Annotated in this window: 15 protein-coding genes; 12 read left to right on the plus strand and 3 right to left on the minus strand. The window is 72.3% G+C overall.

The window, feature by feature from the left end; translation table 11 throughout:
* The first annotated feature begins 178 nt into the window (after positions 1-178).
* Positions 179-1,375: a M23 family metallopeptidase gene (locus ABEA26_RS28695; RefSeq protein WP_345596266.1), complete on the plus strand. Its 1,197-nt coding sequence runs from the start codon at positions 179-181 to the stop codon at positions 1,373-1,375.
* A gap of 124 nt (positions 1,376-1,499) precedes the next feature.
* Complete coding sequence (locus ABEA26_RS28700) at positions 1,500-2,204, plus strand: HD domain-containing protein (RefSeq protein WP_345596267.1); 705 nt, start codon at positions 1,500-1,502, stop codon at positions 2,202-2,204.
* A 108-nt stretch (positions 2,205-2,312) separates the two neighbouring features.
* Here the strand turns inward: ABEA26_RS28700 and ppk2 are convergent, their stop codons facing one another.
* Both ppk2 and ABEA26_RS28710 read right to left on the minus strand, forming a co-directional pair.
* The gene (gene ppk2, locus ABEA26_RS28705; protein WP_345596268.1) at positions 2,313-3,293 is read right to left on the minus strand and encodes a polyphosphate kinase 2; all 981 of its coding nucleotides are present in this window, start codon (positions 3,291-3,293) and stop codon (positions 2,313-2,315) included.
* 73 nt (positions 3,294-3,366) lie between these two features.
* Positions 3,367-3,747, minus strand: a complete 381-nt coding sequence (locus tag ABEA26_RS28710; RefSeq protein ID WP_345596270.1) for a hypothetical protein — start codon at positions 3,745-3,747, stop codon at positions 3,367-3,369.
* Positions 3,748-4,202: 455 nt separating this feature from the next.
* Between ABEA26_RS28710 and ABEA26_RS28715 the strand changes: the two genes are divergently transcribed.
* The 10 genes from ABEA26_RS28715 to ABEA26_RS28760 all read left to right on the plus strand — a co-directional run bounded on the left by ABEA26_RS28715 (position 4,203) and on the right by ABEA26_RS28760 (position 14,975).
* Entirely contained in the window at positions 4,203-4,730 is a 528-nt protein-coding gene (locus ABEA26_RS28715; protein ID WP_345596271.1) for a hypothetical protein, read from the plus strand.
* A gap of 456 nt (positions 4,731-5,186) precedes the next feature.
* Complete coding sequence (locus ABEA26_RS28720; RefSeq protein ID WP_345596272.1) at positions 5,187-7,328, plus strand: hypothetical protein; 2,142 nt, start codon at positions 5,187-5,189, stop codon at positions 7,326-7,328.
* A 53-nt stretch (positions 7,329-7,381) separates the two neighbouring features.
* Positions 7,382-8,908: a GT4 family glycosyltransferase PelF gene (gene pelF, locus ABEA26_RS28725; protein ID WP_345596273.1), complete on the plus strand. Its 1,527-nt coding sequence runs from the start codon at positions 7,382-7,384 to the stop codon at positions 8,906-8,908.
* Positions 8,905-10,314: a hypothetical protein gene (locus tag ABEA26_RS28730; protein ID WP_345596274.1), complete on the plus strand. Its 1,410-nt coding sequence runs from the start codon at positions 8,905-8,907 to the stop codon at positions 10,312-10,314. Before pelF ends, ABEA26_RS28730 begins: the two co-directional genes overlap by 4 nt.
* Positions 10,315-10,473: 159 nt before the next feature.
* Entirely contained in the window at positions 10,474-11,475 is a 1,002-nt protein-coding gene (locus tag ABEA26_RS28735) for a GDP-mannose 4,6-dehydratase (RefSeq protein ID WP_345596275.1), read from the plus strand.
* A gap of 35 nt (positions 11,476-11,510) precedes the next feature.
* Positions 11,511-12,224, plus strand: a complete 714-nt coding sequence (locus ABEA26_RS28740) for a nucleotidyltransferase family protein (protein WP_345596280.1) — start codon at positions 11,511-11,513, stop codon at positions 12,222-12,224.
* Positions 12,225-12,231: 7 nt separating this feature from the next.
* A complete protein-coding gene (locus ABEA26_RS28745) occupies positions 12,232-13,158 on the plus strand; it encodes an NAD-dependent epimerase/dehydratase family protein (RefSeq protein WP_345596276.1) in 927 nt (308 codons plus the stop codon).
* Positions 13,155-13,817: a spherulation-specific family 4 protein gene (locus ABEA26_RS28750; RefSeq protein ID WP_345596277.1), complete on the plus strand. Its 663-nt coding sequence runs from the start codon at positions 13,155-13,157 to the stop codon at positions 13,815-13,817. The genes ABEA26_RS28745 and ABEA26_RS28750 overlap by 4 nt, the downstream gene beginning before the upstream one ends.
* Positions 13,814-14,620 carry an endo alpha-1,4 polygalactosaminidase gene (locus ABEA26_RS28755; RefSeq protein WP_345596281.1) on the plus strand — a complete coding sequence of 269 codons (807 nt, stop codon included), beginning with the start codon at positions 13,814-13,816 and terminating at the stop codon, positions 14,618-14,620. Before ABEA26_RS28750 ends, ABEA26_RS28755 begins: the two co-directional genes overlap by 4 nt.
* A 25-nt stretch (positions 14,621-14,645) precedes the next feature.
* On the plus strand, positions 14,646-14,975 hold the full coding sequence (locus ABEA26_RS28760) for an antibiotic biosynthesis monooxygenase family protein (protein WP_345596278.1): 330 nt from the start codon (positions 14,646-14,648) through the stop codon (positions 14,973-14,975).
* A 54-nt stretch (positions 14,976-15,029) separates the two neighbouring features.
* Here ABEA26_RS28760 and ABEA26_RS28765 read toward each other — a convergent pair whose 3' ends face one another.
* Positions 15,030-18,404 carry a pyruvate carboxylase gene (locus ABEA26_RS28765; RefSeq protein ID WP_345596279.1) on the minus strand — a complete coding sequence of 1,125 codons (3,375 nt, stop codon included), beginning with the start codon at positions 18,402-18,404 and terminating at the stop codon, positions 15,030-15,032.
* Between the last annotated feature and the right edge of the window lie 155 nt (positions 18,405-18,559).

Below are 18,559 nucleotides of genomic sequence, written 5' to 3' on the forward strand. Positions count from 1 at the left end.
ATTAACCTTCTTACAGTTCGGCAACGTAACTCTCGTCATCTCCGGGGTCAACGGCCAGGAGGGGACCTTCGTGCGGGCGTCCGGGGCCGTCGGGCTCCGGTGGCTCTGCCCGTTCGGGCATGCCCTTCTGCCTCGGGGTCTCCTGACGCTCACCGGAACAGGGCGTTATCTTCCCTTCGTGAGCATCAGGTCCCGGCGCGTGCCGCAGGTGAACGACGAGCGGCCGACCGTGGCGGGGCCGGCCCAAGACACGGACGAGCAACAGTCGGAACACCCGGCACACCCCGCACAAGCAGCACAGACGGAGCAGACGGACCAACCGGAACAGGGCGGGAAGCGGAAGCGCCGCGGTCCCGGGCCCTTCACGCTGCTGCTGCTGCCGGGGCTGGTGACCGTCACCGGCGTGGCCGCCTTCTTCGCGCTGACGGGCGGTCTGCCGTCCCCGTGGCCCGAGGACACCGACTCCGATCAGGCCGCGGCGGTCGACATCGACCCCTCCTACATCCCATGGCTGCGCAAGGCGGCCTCCGCCTGCACGATCCTCGAACCGTCCGTGCTCGCCGCTCAGATCGACCAGCTCTCCGGCTGGCGGGACGACACGGACGAGCTCTCCGGCGAGAAGGGCATCGCCGCGTTCACCGACACCGAGTGGCGAACCTGGGGCAAGGACGACGACGGCAACGGGAACTCCTCGCCCCGCGACCCGGCGGACGCGATCATGGCGCTCGGCCGGCAGGACTGCTCCCTCGCCGAGAAGGTGACCGAACTGCGCACCGAGGGCCGGGTCAACGGGGACCTCGTGGACCTGACCCTCGCCGCGTACTCGTCGGGAACGGACGCCGTGACGAAGGCGGGGCGCGTCCCGCCCACGGCCGAGACCTACCTCGCCGAGGTCGAGGCCCTGCTCCCGCGTTACGAGGCGCTCGACCGGGCCGATACCGGCGGCGGCGCGGGCGCGGCGGCCGGCGCGCTGCTGGCCGCTCCGGTGAGCGAGCTCACCATCTCCTCGCCCTACGGGTCGCGGGAGCACCCGCTGACCGGGGTGACCAAGCTGCACACCGGCGTGGACTTCGCCGCGCCCCAGGGAGCGCAGGTCGTCGCCGCCCGGCAGGGACGCATCGTGTTCGCCGCGCTGACCTCCGCGTACGGCAACCGCGTCGTGATCGACCACGGGACCATCGAGGGCAAACCGCTGCAGACCACCTACAGCCACCTGTCATCCCTGGAGGCCGCCGTGGGACAGACCGTGGAGGCCGGCACCCCGGTCGGACGGGTCGGCTCCACCGGGCTGTCCACCGGTCCCCACCTGCACTTCGAAGTCGTCCTCGACGGGTACTACACCGATCCGCGCCCCTGGCTCGTCGCCGGCGGCTAGGCCGGCGGCGCGTGTCCGTATCTGCGGGGCATTCGGCCGGGTGGCCATGGCGCCACCATCCCGCGCTGCGCAGACTGGACACGGCAGCCGGAAACGCCGGCAGCCCGAGAACAGGCGGTTGGCGATGACGAACGACCCTTCCACGGCCGGTGGCCACGGCCCTTCCACGGCCGGTGACCCGTACGCGACCGGTGACTTCTCCACGACCGGAGTGCGCGTCCCCGACACGAAGCTGGCCCGGGAGGCGACCGAGCTGGTACGGGACAGCACGAACGAGCTGATCTACCACCACTCGCGCCGGGTGTACTTCTTCGGCGCCCTGCAGGGCCGCAATCGGGACCTGAGCTTCGATCCGGAGTTGCTGTACGTCGGCGCCATGTTCCACGACCTGGGCCTGAACGAGGCCTTCCACGGCAGCGGCCGGCGTTTCGAGGTGGACGGCGCCGACGAGGCGCGCCGTTTCCTGCGCGCGCGGGAGGTGCCCGAGGACAGCGTCCGGCGGGTGTGGACCGCGATCGCCCTGCACACCACCCCCGGCGTCCCGGAATTCATGGAGCCGGAGGTGGCACTGGTCACCGCGGGCGTGGAGTACGACGTCCTCGGTATCGGCTACCACGACGTTCCCGAGGACCAGCGGGCCGCGGTCGTCGCCCTGCATCCGCGTCCCGACTTCAAGCGTCGCATCCTGGGGGCGTTCACCGACGGCGTGCGGCCCAAACCGGACACCTCCTTCGGCAACGTCAAGGCGGACGTGCTCGCGCACTACGTACCGGGTTTCGAGCGCGGGGACTTCGTCCGCACCATCCTCGACTCACCGTGGGCGGAGTAGGGGGCGGTCGAGGCGGGCGGCCCCGGATCCCGCGCTCAGGGCGTCGCCGGGGCACTGATCCGCACGGCGGCACGAGAGGCGCGCACCACGCGGGCCGGATGGCCGGTGTCAGTCCACCCGACCCGGGTGGGTGCCCGGACCGTCACCATGTCCGGCCAGCGGTGTCGGCGAGAGGTCGGCAGGCTCCTCACCGGCTTCGAGCAGGGTGTCGGCGGGGCCCACGATCAGCGGGTCGGGAGGGCCCACGGCCTGGTGGTCCTTGGCCGGGTAGTCGCAGCGGTCCAGCAGGCTGCGCATGGCCTCCAGCCGGCCGCGGCGCTTGTCGTTGTTCTTGACGACCGTCCAGGGCGCGTGCGGTGTGTCGGTGGCACGGAACATGTCGACCTTGGCCGTGGTGTAGTCGTCCCAGCGGTCCAGCGAGGAGAGATCCGTCGGCGAAAGCTTCCAGCGGCGTACCGGGTCGACCTGGCGGATCGCGAACCGGGTCCGCTGCTCGGCCCGGGAGACGGAGAACCAGTACTTCACCAACAGGACGCCGTCGTCGGTGAGCAGGCGCTCGAACAACGGCGCCTGCTGGAGGAACTGGCGGTACTCGGGCTCCGTGCAGAAGCCCATCACCCGCTCGACGCCCGCCCGGTTGTACCAGGAGCGGTCGAAGAAGACGATCTCGCCGCGGGCGGGCAGGTGGGCCACGTAGCGCTGGAAGTACCACTGCCCCGCCTCCCGTTCGGTCGGTTTGTCGAGGGCGACCACGCGGGCGCCGCGGGGGTTGAGGCGTTCGGTGAAGCGCTGGATGGTGCCGCCCTTGCCGGCCGCGTCGCGGCCCTCGCAGAGGACGACGATCCGCTGCCCGGTCTCCTTGACCCAGCGCTGCATCTTGAGCAGCTCGATCTGCAGGATCCGCTTCTCCCGCTCATAGGCGGACCTGCGCACTTTGCGGTCGTACGGATGGTTCTCCCGCCAGGTGCCGATGGGGCTCCCCTCCGCGGTGAGCAGGACGGGCTTCTCCGGCCTGCCTTGGTCGACCCGCAGCCCCTCGAGGAGGTTCTCCTCGGCGGCGTCGTCACCGGCGTCGTGTGACCTCGTCATCCCCTCCGCCTCACCTCAGGACAGCCCCGCCTCCTCAGCCCGGGACTTCGGACGACCACTCCGCTCCGTGTGCTCACGCCGCGTGCGGCCGGGCCCGCACGGCGCGCGCGGGTCCGGCCGGGGTGCGGACGGCCGTGACCCGGTAGGTGGTCCTGGCCGGGTCGGTCAGCGGGTCGCCCAGCGCGATCCGGCCGGCGGCGTGGAGCTTGTCGCACTCGGCGGTGGGCAGCGCCGCGTAGCAGCCGCCTCTGCCCGTGACCGAGTCCAGCGGCCGCCAGTAGCTGTATCTGCGTCGTCCGCCCGCGCGGACGGTGACGAACACGGGCGTACGCGTGTCGGCGACGATCCGCAGGACGTCGGCCTCGGCGAGGCTGAGCGGGGCGCACGGGCGGGGCCCACGGCGCCCGGTCACACGGGGTTCGGCGGTCTGCGAGTGGACGACGGTAAGCGGCATCGGCTGCGGCCTTTCGGGACAGGGGACTCGAGACCGCCTACCCGCTCCGGCCGGTGTTGATCTCGCTTGCCCGCATTCTCGTCCATGGCACTGACAATGCCGCTACCGCACCGCCGGAACGCGGCAGGTCAGTCCTGGGACGGGGAGCCGCTCGCGTGGGACTGCGCATGCGCCCCAGGGCGCGCGGTCACCGGGCGCTCGCAGCGCGTCGGACTGCGGGCCCGCGAGGGCAGGCACCCGGAATCCGCCATTGCCGTCGAGGGTACGGCCGGTGGTCCCACCCGGGCGGATTCGGCGCCGGACCCTTGCGCTGTCATGCGCGAACACCGCTCAGCACTGCTTGTGAAGAAGCCGTCACAGACACTTCACCACACGCACACTTCCGGCCGAGTCCCGTTCTCCGTGTTCCCGGTGGTGCAGACGGTGCGCCGAGGCCGTGCCTAGTGTCCCGGGCCATGCGATCCACACGAACGAGACGCCTCGGTCTCGCCACGATCATCGCCCTCGCCCTCGCCCTGTTCGGCCTGGCGCCCTCCGCGAGCGCCGCCGATCCCGCCCCGGCCGAACTGACGTTCAGCACCGACGCGGCGACCACCCAGCCCGGCGGCACGGTGAACCTGTCGATGACGATCAAGAACAACAGGACGTACGACATCTGGTTCGTGTACCAGACGATCGACCCGACCTGGCTGACCACCCAGCGGCCCGACCTCAAGTACGAGTTCACCGGATGCAGCCTGGCGTCGGAGGCCGGCGCCGTCCCGTGCGCCGGGACCGGCCCCGCCGACCTCGGCACCAACTACGGCGCCACGATCCCGCCCGGCCAGAGCCGCACCGTCACCCTGGCTCTGCAGGTCGCCGCCGACTCCGGCTGCAACGGCAACATCGGCTTCTACTCGTACTTCTACGCCGAGTTCAGCGACAGCACGAGCGTCAGCGGTGGGCCGGTCCACACGCCGGAGACCCGCGTCCTGTGCCCGTGACCGCAGGCTTCCCCACGCAGTGAGCACTGTCGGCGGCCGACCCGCGACCGGGCGGCCGCCGACGGCGCGAGCAACATCACGACTGACCTGATCTCGCTCCACGCCCGGTCAGCGCACTGGTCGAGACCATTGGCCGCGCACGCCCCACGGAGGCCGGCATTCCGCGCCCGCCGCTTCCCGCTCGCCGCAGCACACGGGCCTGCCGGTGCAGCGCACCGCGCGGAACGCGACGCTCGCCGGCGCTCTGAACCGTGCCCGTTCCGGGTAAATAGACACATACGCTTTTCCGTCAAGTTCCGCAGCAGGCACACAAAAGCTCCACACGAGCCTCACTATGTGACGCGACGGAAACGTCGACGACCGGCGTCTCAGGGGGGCGACGGCGTGGTCACGGGGTGGGACGGGCTCCGGCAGGAGCGTGCCCACACCCCTGCCCGGGGGAGGGAATCTCACCGCATGAAGCGGACCATTCGCACTACGGCGCTCGCAGTCGGCGCGCTGATAGCGTCGCTCGGCATACCGGCCGGCCCGGTCCACGCCGCCGACACCCCGGCACCGCGCGTCGACCTGCGCGTGCTGGTCGTGAGCGACGGAGGGCCGGCCACCGACGCCATTGCCGCCGAGCTGAAGACCGCGGGCACGCCGTACACGGAGGTCGACCTGGAGGACGCCGGCCGGCCCGTGATCGACGCCGGGTTCCTGGCGGACACCGTGGACGGACAACCGCGCGCCAGGTTCCAGGCCGTCGTCCTGCCCAACGACAATCCCTTCCCGGTGAACTCGGCCGAGATGGCGGCGCTCGTGAGCTACGAGCAGACATACGCGATCCCGCAGGTCGACGCCTACACCTACGCGCGCCCCGAGGTCGGACTCCAGTACGCGGTCGGCACCGGGTACGCCGGCAGCGTCGACGGTGTCCGCGCGGAGGTGACGCAAGCCGGGCTGGCCGGCCCCTTCGGCTACCTGGACGGGGCGGTTCCGTTCGAGGACAACTCCCCCACCGTGGGCGAGTCCTACGCCTACCTCTCGACACCCGCGCCGGGGGCCGACTTCGTGCCGTACGTCCAGGCCGCGATACCCGGGCGGGCGACCAAGGGCTCCCTGGTGGGCGAGTATCGGCACGACGGGCGGCGCGAACTCGTCGTCACGTTCGTCTACAACCAGCACCAGCAGCAGTTCCGGCTGCTCGCCCGGGGCATCGTGGAGTGGATGACCGGTGGGATCCATCTCGGCGCCGACCGCAACTACTTCGCCGTGCACGTCGACGACGTCTTCGCGGCCGACGACCGCTGGGACACCGAGCTCAACTGCACTCCTGGCGACGTGGACTGCCTGCCGGGCGAGGGCACACCGAACCCGATCCGCATGGTCCCGGCCGACGTCGACCACGCCACCGCCTGGCAGGACAGCCGGGACTTCACGCTCGACCTGGCCTACAACGGCTCCGGCAGCGTCGACCACCGCCAGGACAACGATGGAGCCGACCCGCTCGCCGACCGGCTGATCACCGAACGCGACCGTTTCCGCTGGATCAACCACACGTACACGCACGCCTTCCTGGGCTGCCGGCAGGACGTCGGCGTGGTCCCGTGGAAGTGCGCGACGAACCCCGACGGCAGTACACAGTGGATGAGCCGGAACGAGATCGCCGACGAGATCGCGACCAACCGCGTCTGGGGCGAGGGCGCCGGACTCCCGCTGGACAACGACGAGTTGGTGACCGGTGAGCACTCGGGCCTGAAGGTCACCCCCCAGCAACCCGAGGACAACCCGAACCTGGGCCCCGCCCTGACGGACACCGGCATCACCTGGCTCGCGTCGGACAACTCCCGTGACCCCGTCCTGCGACAGGTCGGCAGCGCCACGACGGTCTCCCGCTATCCGATGAACGTCTTCTACAACGCCGGACGGGCGGCCGAACAGGTCGACGAGTACAACTGGATCTACACCAGCCGCGCCCAGGGCGGCAGCGGCATCTGCGAGGACAACCCCGCCACCTCCACCTGCCTGTCCGCCCCCCTGGACACCGCCACGGGCTACGCCGAGCACATCGTGCCGCTGGAGACGCGGATCGCTCTCGGGCACGTCCTGTCCAACGACCCCAAGCCGCACTTCATCCACCAGTCGAACCTCGCCGAGGACCGCATCGCCTACCCCGTCCTCGACGGCGTACTGAAGGGCTACGACGGCCTGTTCACCGACAGCACCCCGGTGGTGAACCTCCGGATGGAGGACATCGGCGTCGAGATGCGGCGCCGCGCCGCCTGGCGGGACGCGGTCGACGCCGGGCAGGTCACCGCCTACCGCGTCGGCGACACCGTGACCGTCCAGGCGCCGGGCGGCGTGGCCGTGACGGCGACGATGCCCACGGGCACCCTGCGCGGGAGCACGGGCTTCGGCGGCGCCTACGCCGGCGCGCTCTCCGGCTGGACCGCGACGGCCGGCGGGACGCTGTCCCTCACCCTGCCGTCCTCGACCGCGGCCCGGGGCGTCCCGGTCAGCCCTCCCGACGACACGGTCGGCGCCACGCCCACCGCGCCGCCCACCCGGGTACCGGCCGGCGTGACGGAGCCGGTGCCGTACGGCGCGCGGCGCTGAGCACCGCCCACCACCGAAGGTCCGCACACCCACCTCGGCCGTGGAGCACATCCATGCACGTTCACCACGGCGCGCGCCGCTCGGGCGCGGCGCGCGTCACCCTGCTCACCGAAGGCACCTACCCGCACAGTCACGGCGGTGTGAGCGTCTGGTGCGACCAACTCGTCACCGGCATGCCCGACCTCGACTTCGAGGTCGTCGCCGTCACCGGCACCGGACGCGAGCCGCTCGTCTGGGACATCCCCGAGCACGTCTTGCGAGTCGTCTCCGTCCCCATGTGGGGGCCTGTACCCGAAGGGCGTCCGCCTCGCGGGCGGGAGCGCAACCGGCTCGCCGACGCCTACGAACGTTTCGTGAGCGCACTGCTCGACCCGCGCGCCGAGGACGGGTTCGGCCCCGCCCTGTACCGGCTCGCCCGGGCCGCCGCGGACGGCCGGCTCGGTCCGTTCCTGCGCGGGGACCGGGCGATCGGCATCCTGACCGCGGTCTGGAACCGGCCGGGGCTGCCGGTGCGCGAGGCCCGGCCCACCCTGCACGACGCGGTGACCGCGACCGCGCTGCTGGAGCACGCCCTGCGTCCGCTGGCCGCCCCGTGCCCAAAGGCGGGTGTGTCGCACGCGGTCAGCGGCGGCGTCGCGGTCCTGCCGGGCCTTGCCGGACTGGAGCGACACGGTGTGCCGCTGCTGCTGACCGAGCACGGCGTCTACCTGCGCGAGCGCTACCTCGGCTACCGCACCGCCCCCTACCGCTGGCCGGTGAAGGCGCTCCTGCTGGGCTTCTTCCGGCTGCTGGCCGAGGAGACCTACCGCAGGGCCGCCCTGATCACCCCGGGCAACCGCTACAACCGGCTGTGGGAGGAACGGGGCGGTGCCGCCCCAAAGTCCATACGCACGGTCTACAACGGCGTGGACCCGGCCGCGTTCCCGCCCGCCGGGCCGGAGCCCGCACAGCCCGTGCTCAGCTGGGCCGGACGGGTCGACCCCATCAAGGACCTGGAGACCCTGATCCGCGCCTTCGCCCTCGTACGGTCCGAACTGCCCGCCGCACGGCTTCGGTTGTTCGGCGGCACCCCGCGCGGCGGCGAGGCCTACCGGGAGCGCTGCGAGGCGCTGGCGGCACAGCTCGGTCACGCCGACGCGGTCACCTTCGAAGGCCGGGTCGAGGACATCAAGGACGCGTACGCCGCCGGGAACGTCGTGATGCTCTCCAGTATCAGCGAGGGCTTCCCCTTCACCCTGATCGAGGCCATGTCGTGCGGCCGGGCGACCGTCTCCACGGACGTGGGCGGTGTCCGGGAGGCCGTCGGCGACACCGGCCTCGTGGTACCGCCGCGCGATCCGGCCGCCATGGCCGCCGCGGCACTGGAACTGCTGGCCGACACCGAGCGGCGCCGGGCGATGGGCGAGGCGGCCCGGCTCAGGGTGATCGAGCAGTTCACGCTCCGCCAGACCATCGACACCTTCCGGTCCATCTACCTGGAGCTGTCGGCGTTCGGCGGGACGGCCGCACGCGCGCCGGCCGTCGAGGAGGCCACGTTCGCCACGGCGGGCGGGCCGCCGGTGAGGAGTGCGACCGGATGAGCGGACCCATGGCCCTGGAACCCGGCGGCGCGGATCAGGAGACGCTGGCGCTGCGCCTCGCCGACGACCGCACGCTCGCCCTGCGCACGGCCGACCAGCGCACCCTTGCCCTGGTCCGCCCGGGCCACGACGCCCGGCGGGACGCGGTCGACCGGCTGGCGGCCGAACTGGCCGACCACGTGGCCCCGGCGGTCCATCCCTACGAGGTGGCAGCGCTGCTGGAATCGGAGGGGCTGACCGGCGAGGTGATCCAGGACCGGTACGGGCACCCCGACTTGTTCTCCCTGGCCACGGCACTGTACGAGCGGGTGCCGCGCGCCTTCCCCGACCCTCCGCGACCCGCCGATCCCTGGCGGCCCGACCATGTGCGGTGCGCCCTGCGGGGTGCGTTGTTCGCACTGCCGGGACTCGCCTACGCACTCGCCGGGCGCCTGCTGCCCCAGGACGGCGCGGTACGGGCGCTGGTGGTGGCGGGGCTTCTCTCCTGGGCGTGGAACCAGGCGCTGGGCCACCGGGCGTATCTGCGGCTGGCGACCGGACGCCGGGAGGCGGGCCGCACTCTCCTCACAGGGGCGCCGCTGGGCGCGGTGGCGGCGACGGGGGCCGGGGCGGCCCTCGCCGGGTCGGGCGCCACGGCGTTGGCCGTGACGGCCCAGTCGGGGTACCTCGCGGCCGCCGGGGTGCTGCTCGTACTGGGCCGGGAGCGACTGCTGCTGGCCGCCCTCGCGCCGTTGATCGCCGGCGCGGCGACGTTGCCGTGGTGGGAGCCCGGGACCGTGCTGCGGGCCGGGCTGCCGCTGCTGTCGCTGCTCGGCTCCGTCGCCGCGGCCGGCTGGGCGCTGCGCGGCACCCTCCGGACCGCGCACGTACCGGACGCCGCCCGCCCGCGTCTGCTCCGCTCCCTGCCGTACGGCCTGTTCGGGCTGGCCGCCGGGGCGCTGGTGTTTCTGACGGGCCATCAGCAACCGTGGGCGGCCATCGTGCTGACCCTGAGCATGGGGCCGGCGGAGTGGCTGCTGTACCGCTACCGGGGGCTGTCGGTGGCCGCGTTGCGGACGACCGGAACTCCGGCCGGTTTCCGGCTGCGCTCGGCGGCCGTTCTCGCCGGCTGCCTGCTGGTCTACCTCGCTCCGCTGGTGCCCGCGGCGCTGGTCGTCGACGCCGACCCCGTCACGCTGGTGCTGCTCGCGACGGCGCTGTGGACCTCCCTGCTGCTCCAGGCCTTCGGCGTGGCCTGGCCGCCGGCCGCCCTGTGTCTAGCGGCGGCCGCCGGCGCCGGGTCGTCCTTCCTGGCCGGGTCGCCACCGGGTCCGGCAGCCGCCCTGACGTGGTGCTGCGGCGGCGCCGCGCTCCTTCTCACGGTGTGCGTGCTGCGGCTGCTGGGCCGGCCGGCGGCGCATGCGTGAGGCCGCGGCGGAATCGCCGTCCCACCGCGGGGCCCGCCCGGGCCACACCTCGCCACCCGTCGACGCGCCCATCGACGCACCGCCCCCCATTCACCGGCCGACTCACCAGCGCTTCACCCACCGCTTCACCCACCGCTTCACCCACCGGAAGGATCCCGCGTGACCGCAACACCGCTCGCCGCCGTCACCGGAGCCGAGGGATTCATCGGCTCCCACCTCACCGAGGCGCTCGTCGCCTCCGGGCACCGGGTGAGGGCCATGGCGCAGTACAACTCCTTCTCCTCCTACGGCTGGCTGGAGACCCTCTCCCCCGACGTCCTCGACCAGGTCGAGATCGTCCTCGGCGACGTCCGCGACCCCGGTTCGGTCCGCCACCTCGTCGAAGACGCCGAGTGCGTCTACCACCTGGCCGCCCTCATCGCCATCCCGTACTCCTACCGGGCACCGCACAGCTACGTGGACACCAACGTCACCGGCACCCTGAACGTCCTGGAGGCGGTCCGCGCCCAGGGCACGCCCCGGCTGGTGCACACCTCCACGAGTGAGACGTACGGCACCGCGCGGACCGTGCCCATCACCGAGGACCACCCCGTCAACACGCAGTCGCCGTACGCCGCGTCCAAGGCGGGCGGGGACCGGCTGGCGGACAGCTATCACGCCAGCTTCGACACGCCGGTGGTGACACTGCGGCCCTTCAACACCTACGGCCCCCGGCAGTCCATGCGGGCGGTGATCCCCACCGTCATCGGCCAGGTCGCGGCCGGCGAACGCACCATCACCCTCGGGGACCTGCGTCCCACCCGCGACTTCACCTTCGTCAAAGACACAGCGCAGGCGTTCCTCGCGGTCGGCACCGCCCCCGCCGAGCGGGTCGTGGGCCGTACGTTCAACGCCGGGACCGGCGGCGAGATCTCCGTCGGCGACCTGGTGACGCTCATCGGCAAGGTGATGGACACCGCGCTCGACATACGGGAGGACGAGCAGCGGCTGCGGCCCGCGAACTCAGAGGTGATGCGGCTCGTCGCCGACGCGACCCGGCTGCGGGAGGCGACCGGCTGGAGCCCGGCGCACGACCTGCAGCAGGGCCTCGCACACACCGTGAAGTTCTTCCGCGACCCGGCCAACCTCGCCCGCTACAAGACCGGCATCTACAACATCTGACCATGACCGGCACGTTGACCGAGGGGGGAAACCTCATGCACGCAGTGATCCTGGCCGGAGGCAAGGGCGTCCGGCTGCGGCCCTACACCACCGCGCTGCCCAAGCCGCTCGTACCCATCGGCGACCAGCACGCCATCCTGGAGATCGTCCTGCGCCAGCTCGCCGCAGCCTCCTTCACCGGCTGCACGATCGCCATAGGCCACCTGGGCGAGATCATCCGCGCCTACGTCGGCGACGGCTCGCAGTGGGGCCTGACCGTCGACTACGCCACCGAGGAGAGCCCGCTGGGGACCATGGGACCGCTGCTCACCATGCGCGAACGGCTGCCGGAGCACTTCCTGGTCATGAACGGCGACATCCTCACCGACCTCGACTACGCCGACGTCCTGCGCCGGCACAGCGCCTCCGGCGCGCCGCTGACCATCGCCACGTACGCCAGGAAGGTGCACATCGACTTCGGTGTCCTGACCACCGAGGCGAGCAGGGTCGTCGCCTTCACCGAGAAGCCCAGCATGGACTACCGGGTCTCCATGGGCGTGTACGGGCTGTCCCGGGCGACACTCGACGGCTACACGGCCGGACTGCCCCTGGGCTTCGACGAGTTGGTGCTCGACCTGCTGCACGCCGACGACCCGCCGCACGCCTACGAATTCGACGGCTACTGGCTCGACATCGGCCGCCCCGACGACTACGACCGGGCCAACGCCGAGTTCACCAGCCGCAAGTCCCTGCTGCTCAAGGGAGCCTGAGCACCGCATGCGCATTCTCGTCCTGGGCTTCACCGGATATCTGGGCGCCCACGTCGCCGAGCGGCTGTGCGCCCTGCCCGGCGCGCGGGTCCTCGGCGGCGGCCGCTCCCCCGCCGCCGACGTGCACGTCGACCTCGCCACCGACCCGGTCGACCGGCTCGCGGCGGCCCTGGCGTCCGCGGCCGTCGACACCGTCGTCAACTGCGCGGGCGCGACCGGCGGAGATCCGGTGGCGCTCGCCGAGCTCAACGCCCGCGGCCCCGCCGTGCTCTGCGCGGCGCTGCGCCAAGCCCGCCCCACCGCCCGCCTGATCCACCTCGGCTCGGCCGCCGAGTACGGGCCGGGGGCCGAACGGGTCTGCGTGCCGGAGTCGGCGGCCACCCGGCCCCGGACCGCCTACGGCGCCACCAAGCTGGCCGGCACCGTCACGATCGCCACCGGTGAGCTGGACGCGGTGGTCCTGCGGGTCGGCAACCCGGTGGGGCCCGGCGCACCGCCCTCCGGTCTGCCCGGCCGGGTCACCGGACTGCTGCGCGCGGCCGGCACGGACCCGGACGCCCTGCTCCGGCTGGGCGACCTTTCGGCGTACCGGGACTTCGTGGACGTGCGCGACGTCGCGCGGGCGGTCGAGCGCGCGGTCACCGCGACCGGGCCGCTGCCGCGCGTGCTCAACATCGGTGGCGGCGACGCCGTCCCGGTGCGCCGGCTCGTACGGACGCTCGCGGACATCGCCGGCTTCCGCGGCCGGATCGAGGAAGAGGGGGCCGGCTCGGCCCGCTCGGACCAGGTGTCCTGGCAGTGTTCCGACATCGCCGCCGCACGGACCGCCCTCGACTGGCGGCCGTCGTACTCACTGGACGAGTCACTGGCCGCGCTGTGGTCGGCCGGCGCACGTCCGCCGTCCCGCGCCCCGGAAGGCGGCCGTCCGTCGTGAGCCTGCTGATCCCGTTGTACGTCCACCCGGCCGAGGATCCGGGCTCCTGGCACCGGCTCATCACTGCGGCCGACCGCACGTACGGGGTCGTCATCAACCCCGCGAACGGCCCGGGCCGGGCGCCCGATCCGGCCTTCGCCGCGGCGGCCGGCGCGCTGCGGGCGGCGGGCGCCCGCCTGCTGGGCTACGTCGACACGGACTACGGCACGCGTCCGGCGGCCGAGGTCGCCGAGGACGCCCGGCGGCACCGGCAGTGGTACGCGGCCGACGGGTGCTTTCTGGACCGGGTGAGTTCGGCCGCGACCGAACTGCCCGCCCACAGAGCGCTGGTACGTGGTCTGCGCCGGCAGGGCTCGGCCCCGGTCGTGCTGAATCCGGGGGTTCACCCGGCACCGGGTTACGCGCGTCTGGCCGACCTGGTCGTCACCTTCGAGGGATCCTGGTCCGCCTACGTCTCCGCGTTCAGCCGGCCGGACTGGACGCGGAGGCACCCGGCTGAGAGGTTCTGCCACCTGGTGTACGGGGTGCCCGAGGCCCTGGCCCCGCTCGCCGTGCGCACCGCGCGCGAGCGCGGCGCCGCGGTCTCCGGGCCGGTCACGGGTGAGCTGCCCAATCCCTGGGCCCGGCTGACGCCCGTACTGACCGGAGCGCAGTGCTGAGGAGGAGGGGGCGGGCGTTCGCCGCGTCGGCGGCCCTCGCCCTCTCGGTGGTGACCGGGTGTTCGGGTGCGGACGGCACACCGCCGCCGGACCCGTCCGCGGCCTCGGTGTGGCAGCCACGGCCCGGCGCGGCCTGGCAGTGGCAGCTCGACGGGCGGGTCGATCCCTCGGCGGACGTGCCGGTCTACGACATCGACGGCTTCGAGAACGGCGCCGGCGACGTGGCCCGGCTGCACCGTGCCGGCCGCAAGGTCATCTGTTACGTCAACGTGGGAGCCTGGGAGGACTTCCGGCCCGACCGGGACGCCTTTCCCCTCGCGGTGCTGGGTGCGCCCAACGGATGGCGGGGTGAACGCTGGCTCGACATCCGCCGGATCTCCGTACTGCGGCCGATCATGGAGCGGCGGTTCGACATGTGCCGTGAGAAGGGCTTCGACGCAGTGGAGCCCGATCTGGTGGAGGGCTACGGCCACGAGACCGGTTTCCCGCTCACCGCGCGGGACCAGTTGGCGTACAACCGCGTGATCGCGGACATCGCCCACGAACGCGGTCTGGCGGTGGGCCTGAAGAACGACCTGCCGCAGATCCCGCAGTTGGTGGACGACTTCGACTTCGCGGTCAACGAGCAGTGCGCCGAGTACGGCGAGTGCGCGCGGCTCTCGCCGTTCGTCGAGGCCGACAAGGCGGTCTTCCATGTGGAGTACAGCGAGCCGACCCGCAGTTTCTGCCCCGAGTCACGTCGGCTCGGGCTGTCCTCGATGCTGAAGAGGCCGGAGCTGGGGGTCTGGCGCGATCCCTGCTGACCGTGGCATACGGCAGGATGGGGCCATGAGCGTAGTCAAGATCAACGTACTGACCGTTCCCGCCGAGCAGCGCGAGACGCTGGAGAAGCGCTTCGCCTCGCGGGCCCATGCCGTGGAGAGTTCCGACGGGTTCGAGTGGTTCGAGCTGCTGCGGCCCGTGGAAGGCACGGACGACTACCTCGTCTATACGCGCTGGCGTGACGAGGAGTCCTTCCGGGCCTGGATGGAGGGGCCCATGAAGACGGCGCACCAGGGTGGTGGCGCGGAGGGCGGCGAACGCCCGAAGCCGGCGGCGAGCGGGTCCACGGTGTGGTCCTTCGAGGTGGTGCAGCAGGCGGCTCCGAAGGAGGCGTGAACGCGGTGGTGGCGGCCACTGTGCGACGAGGCCGGGTCGTGGCCGCCACCGTTCTCAGCCGAGCTGGACGAGGAGGTCTCCCCCCTCGACCTGCTGGATGCGGTTGATGGCGAGCCTGGTCACCGTGCCGGTCCTCGGGGCGGTGATCGTGGCCTCCATCTTCATCGCCTCGATGGTGGCCACCGTGGCTCCGGCCTCCACCTCGTCGCCCTCGGCGACCGCGAGGGTCACCACGCCGGCGAACGGCGCCGCGACCTGCCCGGGGTCCGACCGGTCGGCCTTCTCCGTGACCGGGACGTCGGAGGCCGCCGAGCGGTCCCGGACCTGGATCGGGCGGAGCTGGCCGTTCAGGGAGGACATCACGGTGCGCATGCCGCGCTCGTCGGCGTCGCCGATCGCCTGGAGTTCGATGAGCAGCCGGACGCCGGGGTCGAGGTCGACCGTGTACTCCTTGCCGGGGCGCAGTCCGTAGAAGAAGTCCTTGCTGTCCAGGACGCTGGTGTCGCCGAAGGAGGCGCGGTGGGTGTCGAACTCGCGCGCCGGTCCGGGGAACAGCAGCCGGTTGAGCGTCGTCCGGCGTTCCTTGGCCAGGCCGGTGCGGTCGTCCGCGGTCAGCTCCGGCAAGGGCTTGGCCTCGGCGCGGCCGCGCAGCGCCTTGCTGCGGAACGGTTCGGGCCAGCCGCCGGGCGGGGTGCCCAGCTCGCCGCGCAGGAAGCCGATGACGGAGTCGGGGATGTCGAACCGGTCAGGCTCCGCCTCGAAGTCCGCCGGCAAGACACCGGCGCCCACCAGGTGGAGTGCCAGGTCGCCGACCACCTTGGAGGAGGGGGTGACCTTGACCAGGTGGCCGAGCATGCGGTCGGCGGCGGCGTACATGGCCTCGATGTCCTCGAAGCGGTCGCCGAGGCCGAGCGCGATGGCCTGGGTGCGCAGGTTGGAGAGCTGTCCGCCGGGGATCTCGTGGTGGTAGACCCGGCCGGTGGGTGAGGCCAGGCCCGCCTCGAAGGGCGCGTACACCTTGCGGACACTCTCCCAGTACGGTTCCAGGTCGCCGACGGCCTGGAGGTCGAGGCCGGTGGGCCGCTCCGTGTGGTCGGTGGCGGCGACGATCGCCGACAGGGACGGCTGCGAGGTGGTGCCCGCCATGGACGCCACCGCCCCGTCCACGGCGTCCGCGCCGGCCTGGACCGCGGCGAGGTAGGTGGCGAGCTGGCCCCCGGTGGTGTCGTGGGTGTGCAGGTGCACCGGCAGGTCGAACTCCCGGCGCAGGGCGGACACGAGGGTCGCGGCGGCCGGGGCGCGCAGCAGGCCGGCCATGTCCTTGACGGCCAGGACGTGCGCGCCGGCGTTCACGATCTTCTCGGCGAGCCGCAGGTAGTAGTCGAGCGTGTAGAGCCGCTCGGACGGATCGGAGAGGTCGGCGGTGTAGCACAGTGCCACCTCGGCGACGGCGGTGCCGGTCTGGCGTACGGCGTCGATGGCGGGCCGCATCTGGTCGACGTCGTTGAGGGCGTCGAAGATGCGGAAGACGTCGATGCCGGTGGCCGCGGCCTCCTGGACGAAGGCGTCGGTCACCTCGGTCGGGTACGGGGTGTAGCCCACGGTGTTGCGGCCGCGCAGCAGCATCTGGAGGCAGATGTTGGGCACGGCCTCGCGCAGGGCTGCCAGCCGCTCCCACGGGTCCTCGGCGAGGAAGCGCAGGGCCACGTCGTAGGTGGCGCCGCCCCAGCATTCCAGGGACAGCAGCTGGGGCAGCGTGTGCGCGACGGCCGGGGCGACGGCGAGCATGTCCCTGGTGCGGACCCGGGTGGCGAGCAGTGACTGGTGGGCGTCGCGGAATGTGGTGTCGGTGACGCCGATGGTGGCCGAGTCGCGCAGCCACCGGGCGAAGCCCTCCGGGCCGAGTTCGGTGAGCCGCTGCCGGGAGCCGGCCGGGGGCTCGCCGGCAGCGAGCGGTGGCAGCTTGGTCAGCGGATCGACGATGTCGGGGCGCTCGCCGTGCGGCTTGTTGACCGTGATGTCGGCGAGGTAGGTCAGCAGCTTCGTCCCGCGGTCGGCGGAGTGGCGGGCGGTGAGCAGGTGCGGGCGCTGTTCGATGAAGGAGGTGGTGACCCGGCCGGCCTGGAAGTCCGGGTCGTCCAGCACCGCCTGGAGGAAGGGGATGTTGGTGGCGACGCCGCGGATGCGGAACTCGGCCACGGCGCGCCGGGCGCGGTTCACGGCGGTGGGGAAGTCCCGGCCCCGGCAGGAGAGTTTGACCAGCATCGAGTCGAAGTGGGCGCTGATCTCCGTACCGGCGTGGGTGGTGCCGCCGTCGAGGCGGATGCCCGAGCCGCCGGGCGAGCGGTAGGCGCTGATCTGCCCGGTGTCGGGGCGGAAGCCGTTGGCCGGGTCCTCGGTGGTGATGCGGCACTGGAGAGCCGCGCCGCGCAGGGTGATGTTCTCCTGAACGAGACCGAGGTCGGCCAGGGTCTCGCCGGCGGCGATGCGCAGCTGGGACTGGACGAGGTCGACGTCGGTGACCTCCTCGGTGACCGTGTGCTCGACCTGGATGCGCGGGTTCATCTCGATGAAGACGTGGTTGCCGTCGCGGTCGACGAGGAACTCCACGGTGCCGGCGTTGCGGTAGCCGATCTGCCGGGCGAAGTTCACGGCGTCCGCGCAGATCCTCTCGCGCAGTGCCGGGTCGAGGTTGGGCGCGGGGGCGAGTTCGATGACCTTCTGGTGGCGGCGCTGCACCGAGCAGTCCCGCTCGAAGAGGTGGATGACGTCGCCCTGGCCGTCGGCGAGGATCTGGACCTCGATGTGGCGGGGTTCGACGACGGCCTTCTCCAGGAACACCGTGGAGTCGCCGAACGCGGAGGCCGCCTCCCGGGACGCCGCCTCGATGGCCTCCCGCAGCTGGGCGGGTTCCTCGACGCGGCGCATGCCGCGCCCGCCGCCGCCCGCGACCGCCTTGACGAACACCGGGAAGCCGACGTCGTCGGCGGCGCGGACGAGTTCGTCCACGTCGGTGGAGGGAGCGGAGGAACCGAGGACCGGCACCCCGGCCTCGCGGGCGGCGGCGACGGCACGGGCCTTGTTGCCGGTCAGTTCGAGGATCTGGGCGCTGGGTCCGACGAACGTGATGCCGGCCTCTTCGCACGCGCGGGCGAGTTCGGGGTTCTCGGACAGGAATCCGTAGCCCGGGTAGACGGCGTCGGCTCCCGCACGGCGTGCGGCGCGGACGATCTCCTCCACGGAGAGGTACGCGCGCACGGGATGCCCCGGCTCTCCGATCTCGTAGGCCTCGTCGGCCTTCAGCCGGTGCAGCGAGTTGCGGTCCTCGTGCGGGAAGACGGCGACGGTGCGCGCGCCGAGCTCGTAGCCCGCGCGGAACGCCCGGATCGCGATCTCACCGCGGTTGGCGACCAGCACCTTGCGGAACATTGTTGATCCCTTCAGCCTGCCGGGTGACGACACCATGGTGTCGGCGCCGCCTCCGGGACGCCATGTGAGCCGGGCCACTCATGGCTCTCTTTTCCGTACGGCTCGGTGCGACTCGGTGCGACTCGGTGCGGCTCGGGACCTCAGCGGACTTTGGC

The organism is Streptomyces marokkonensis (assembly GCF_039539045.1).
In the GTDB taxonomy this organism is placed as follows: domain Bacteria; phylum Actinomycetota; class Actinomycetes; order Streptomycetales; family Streptomycetaceae; genus Streptomyces; species Streptomyces marokkonensis.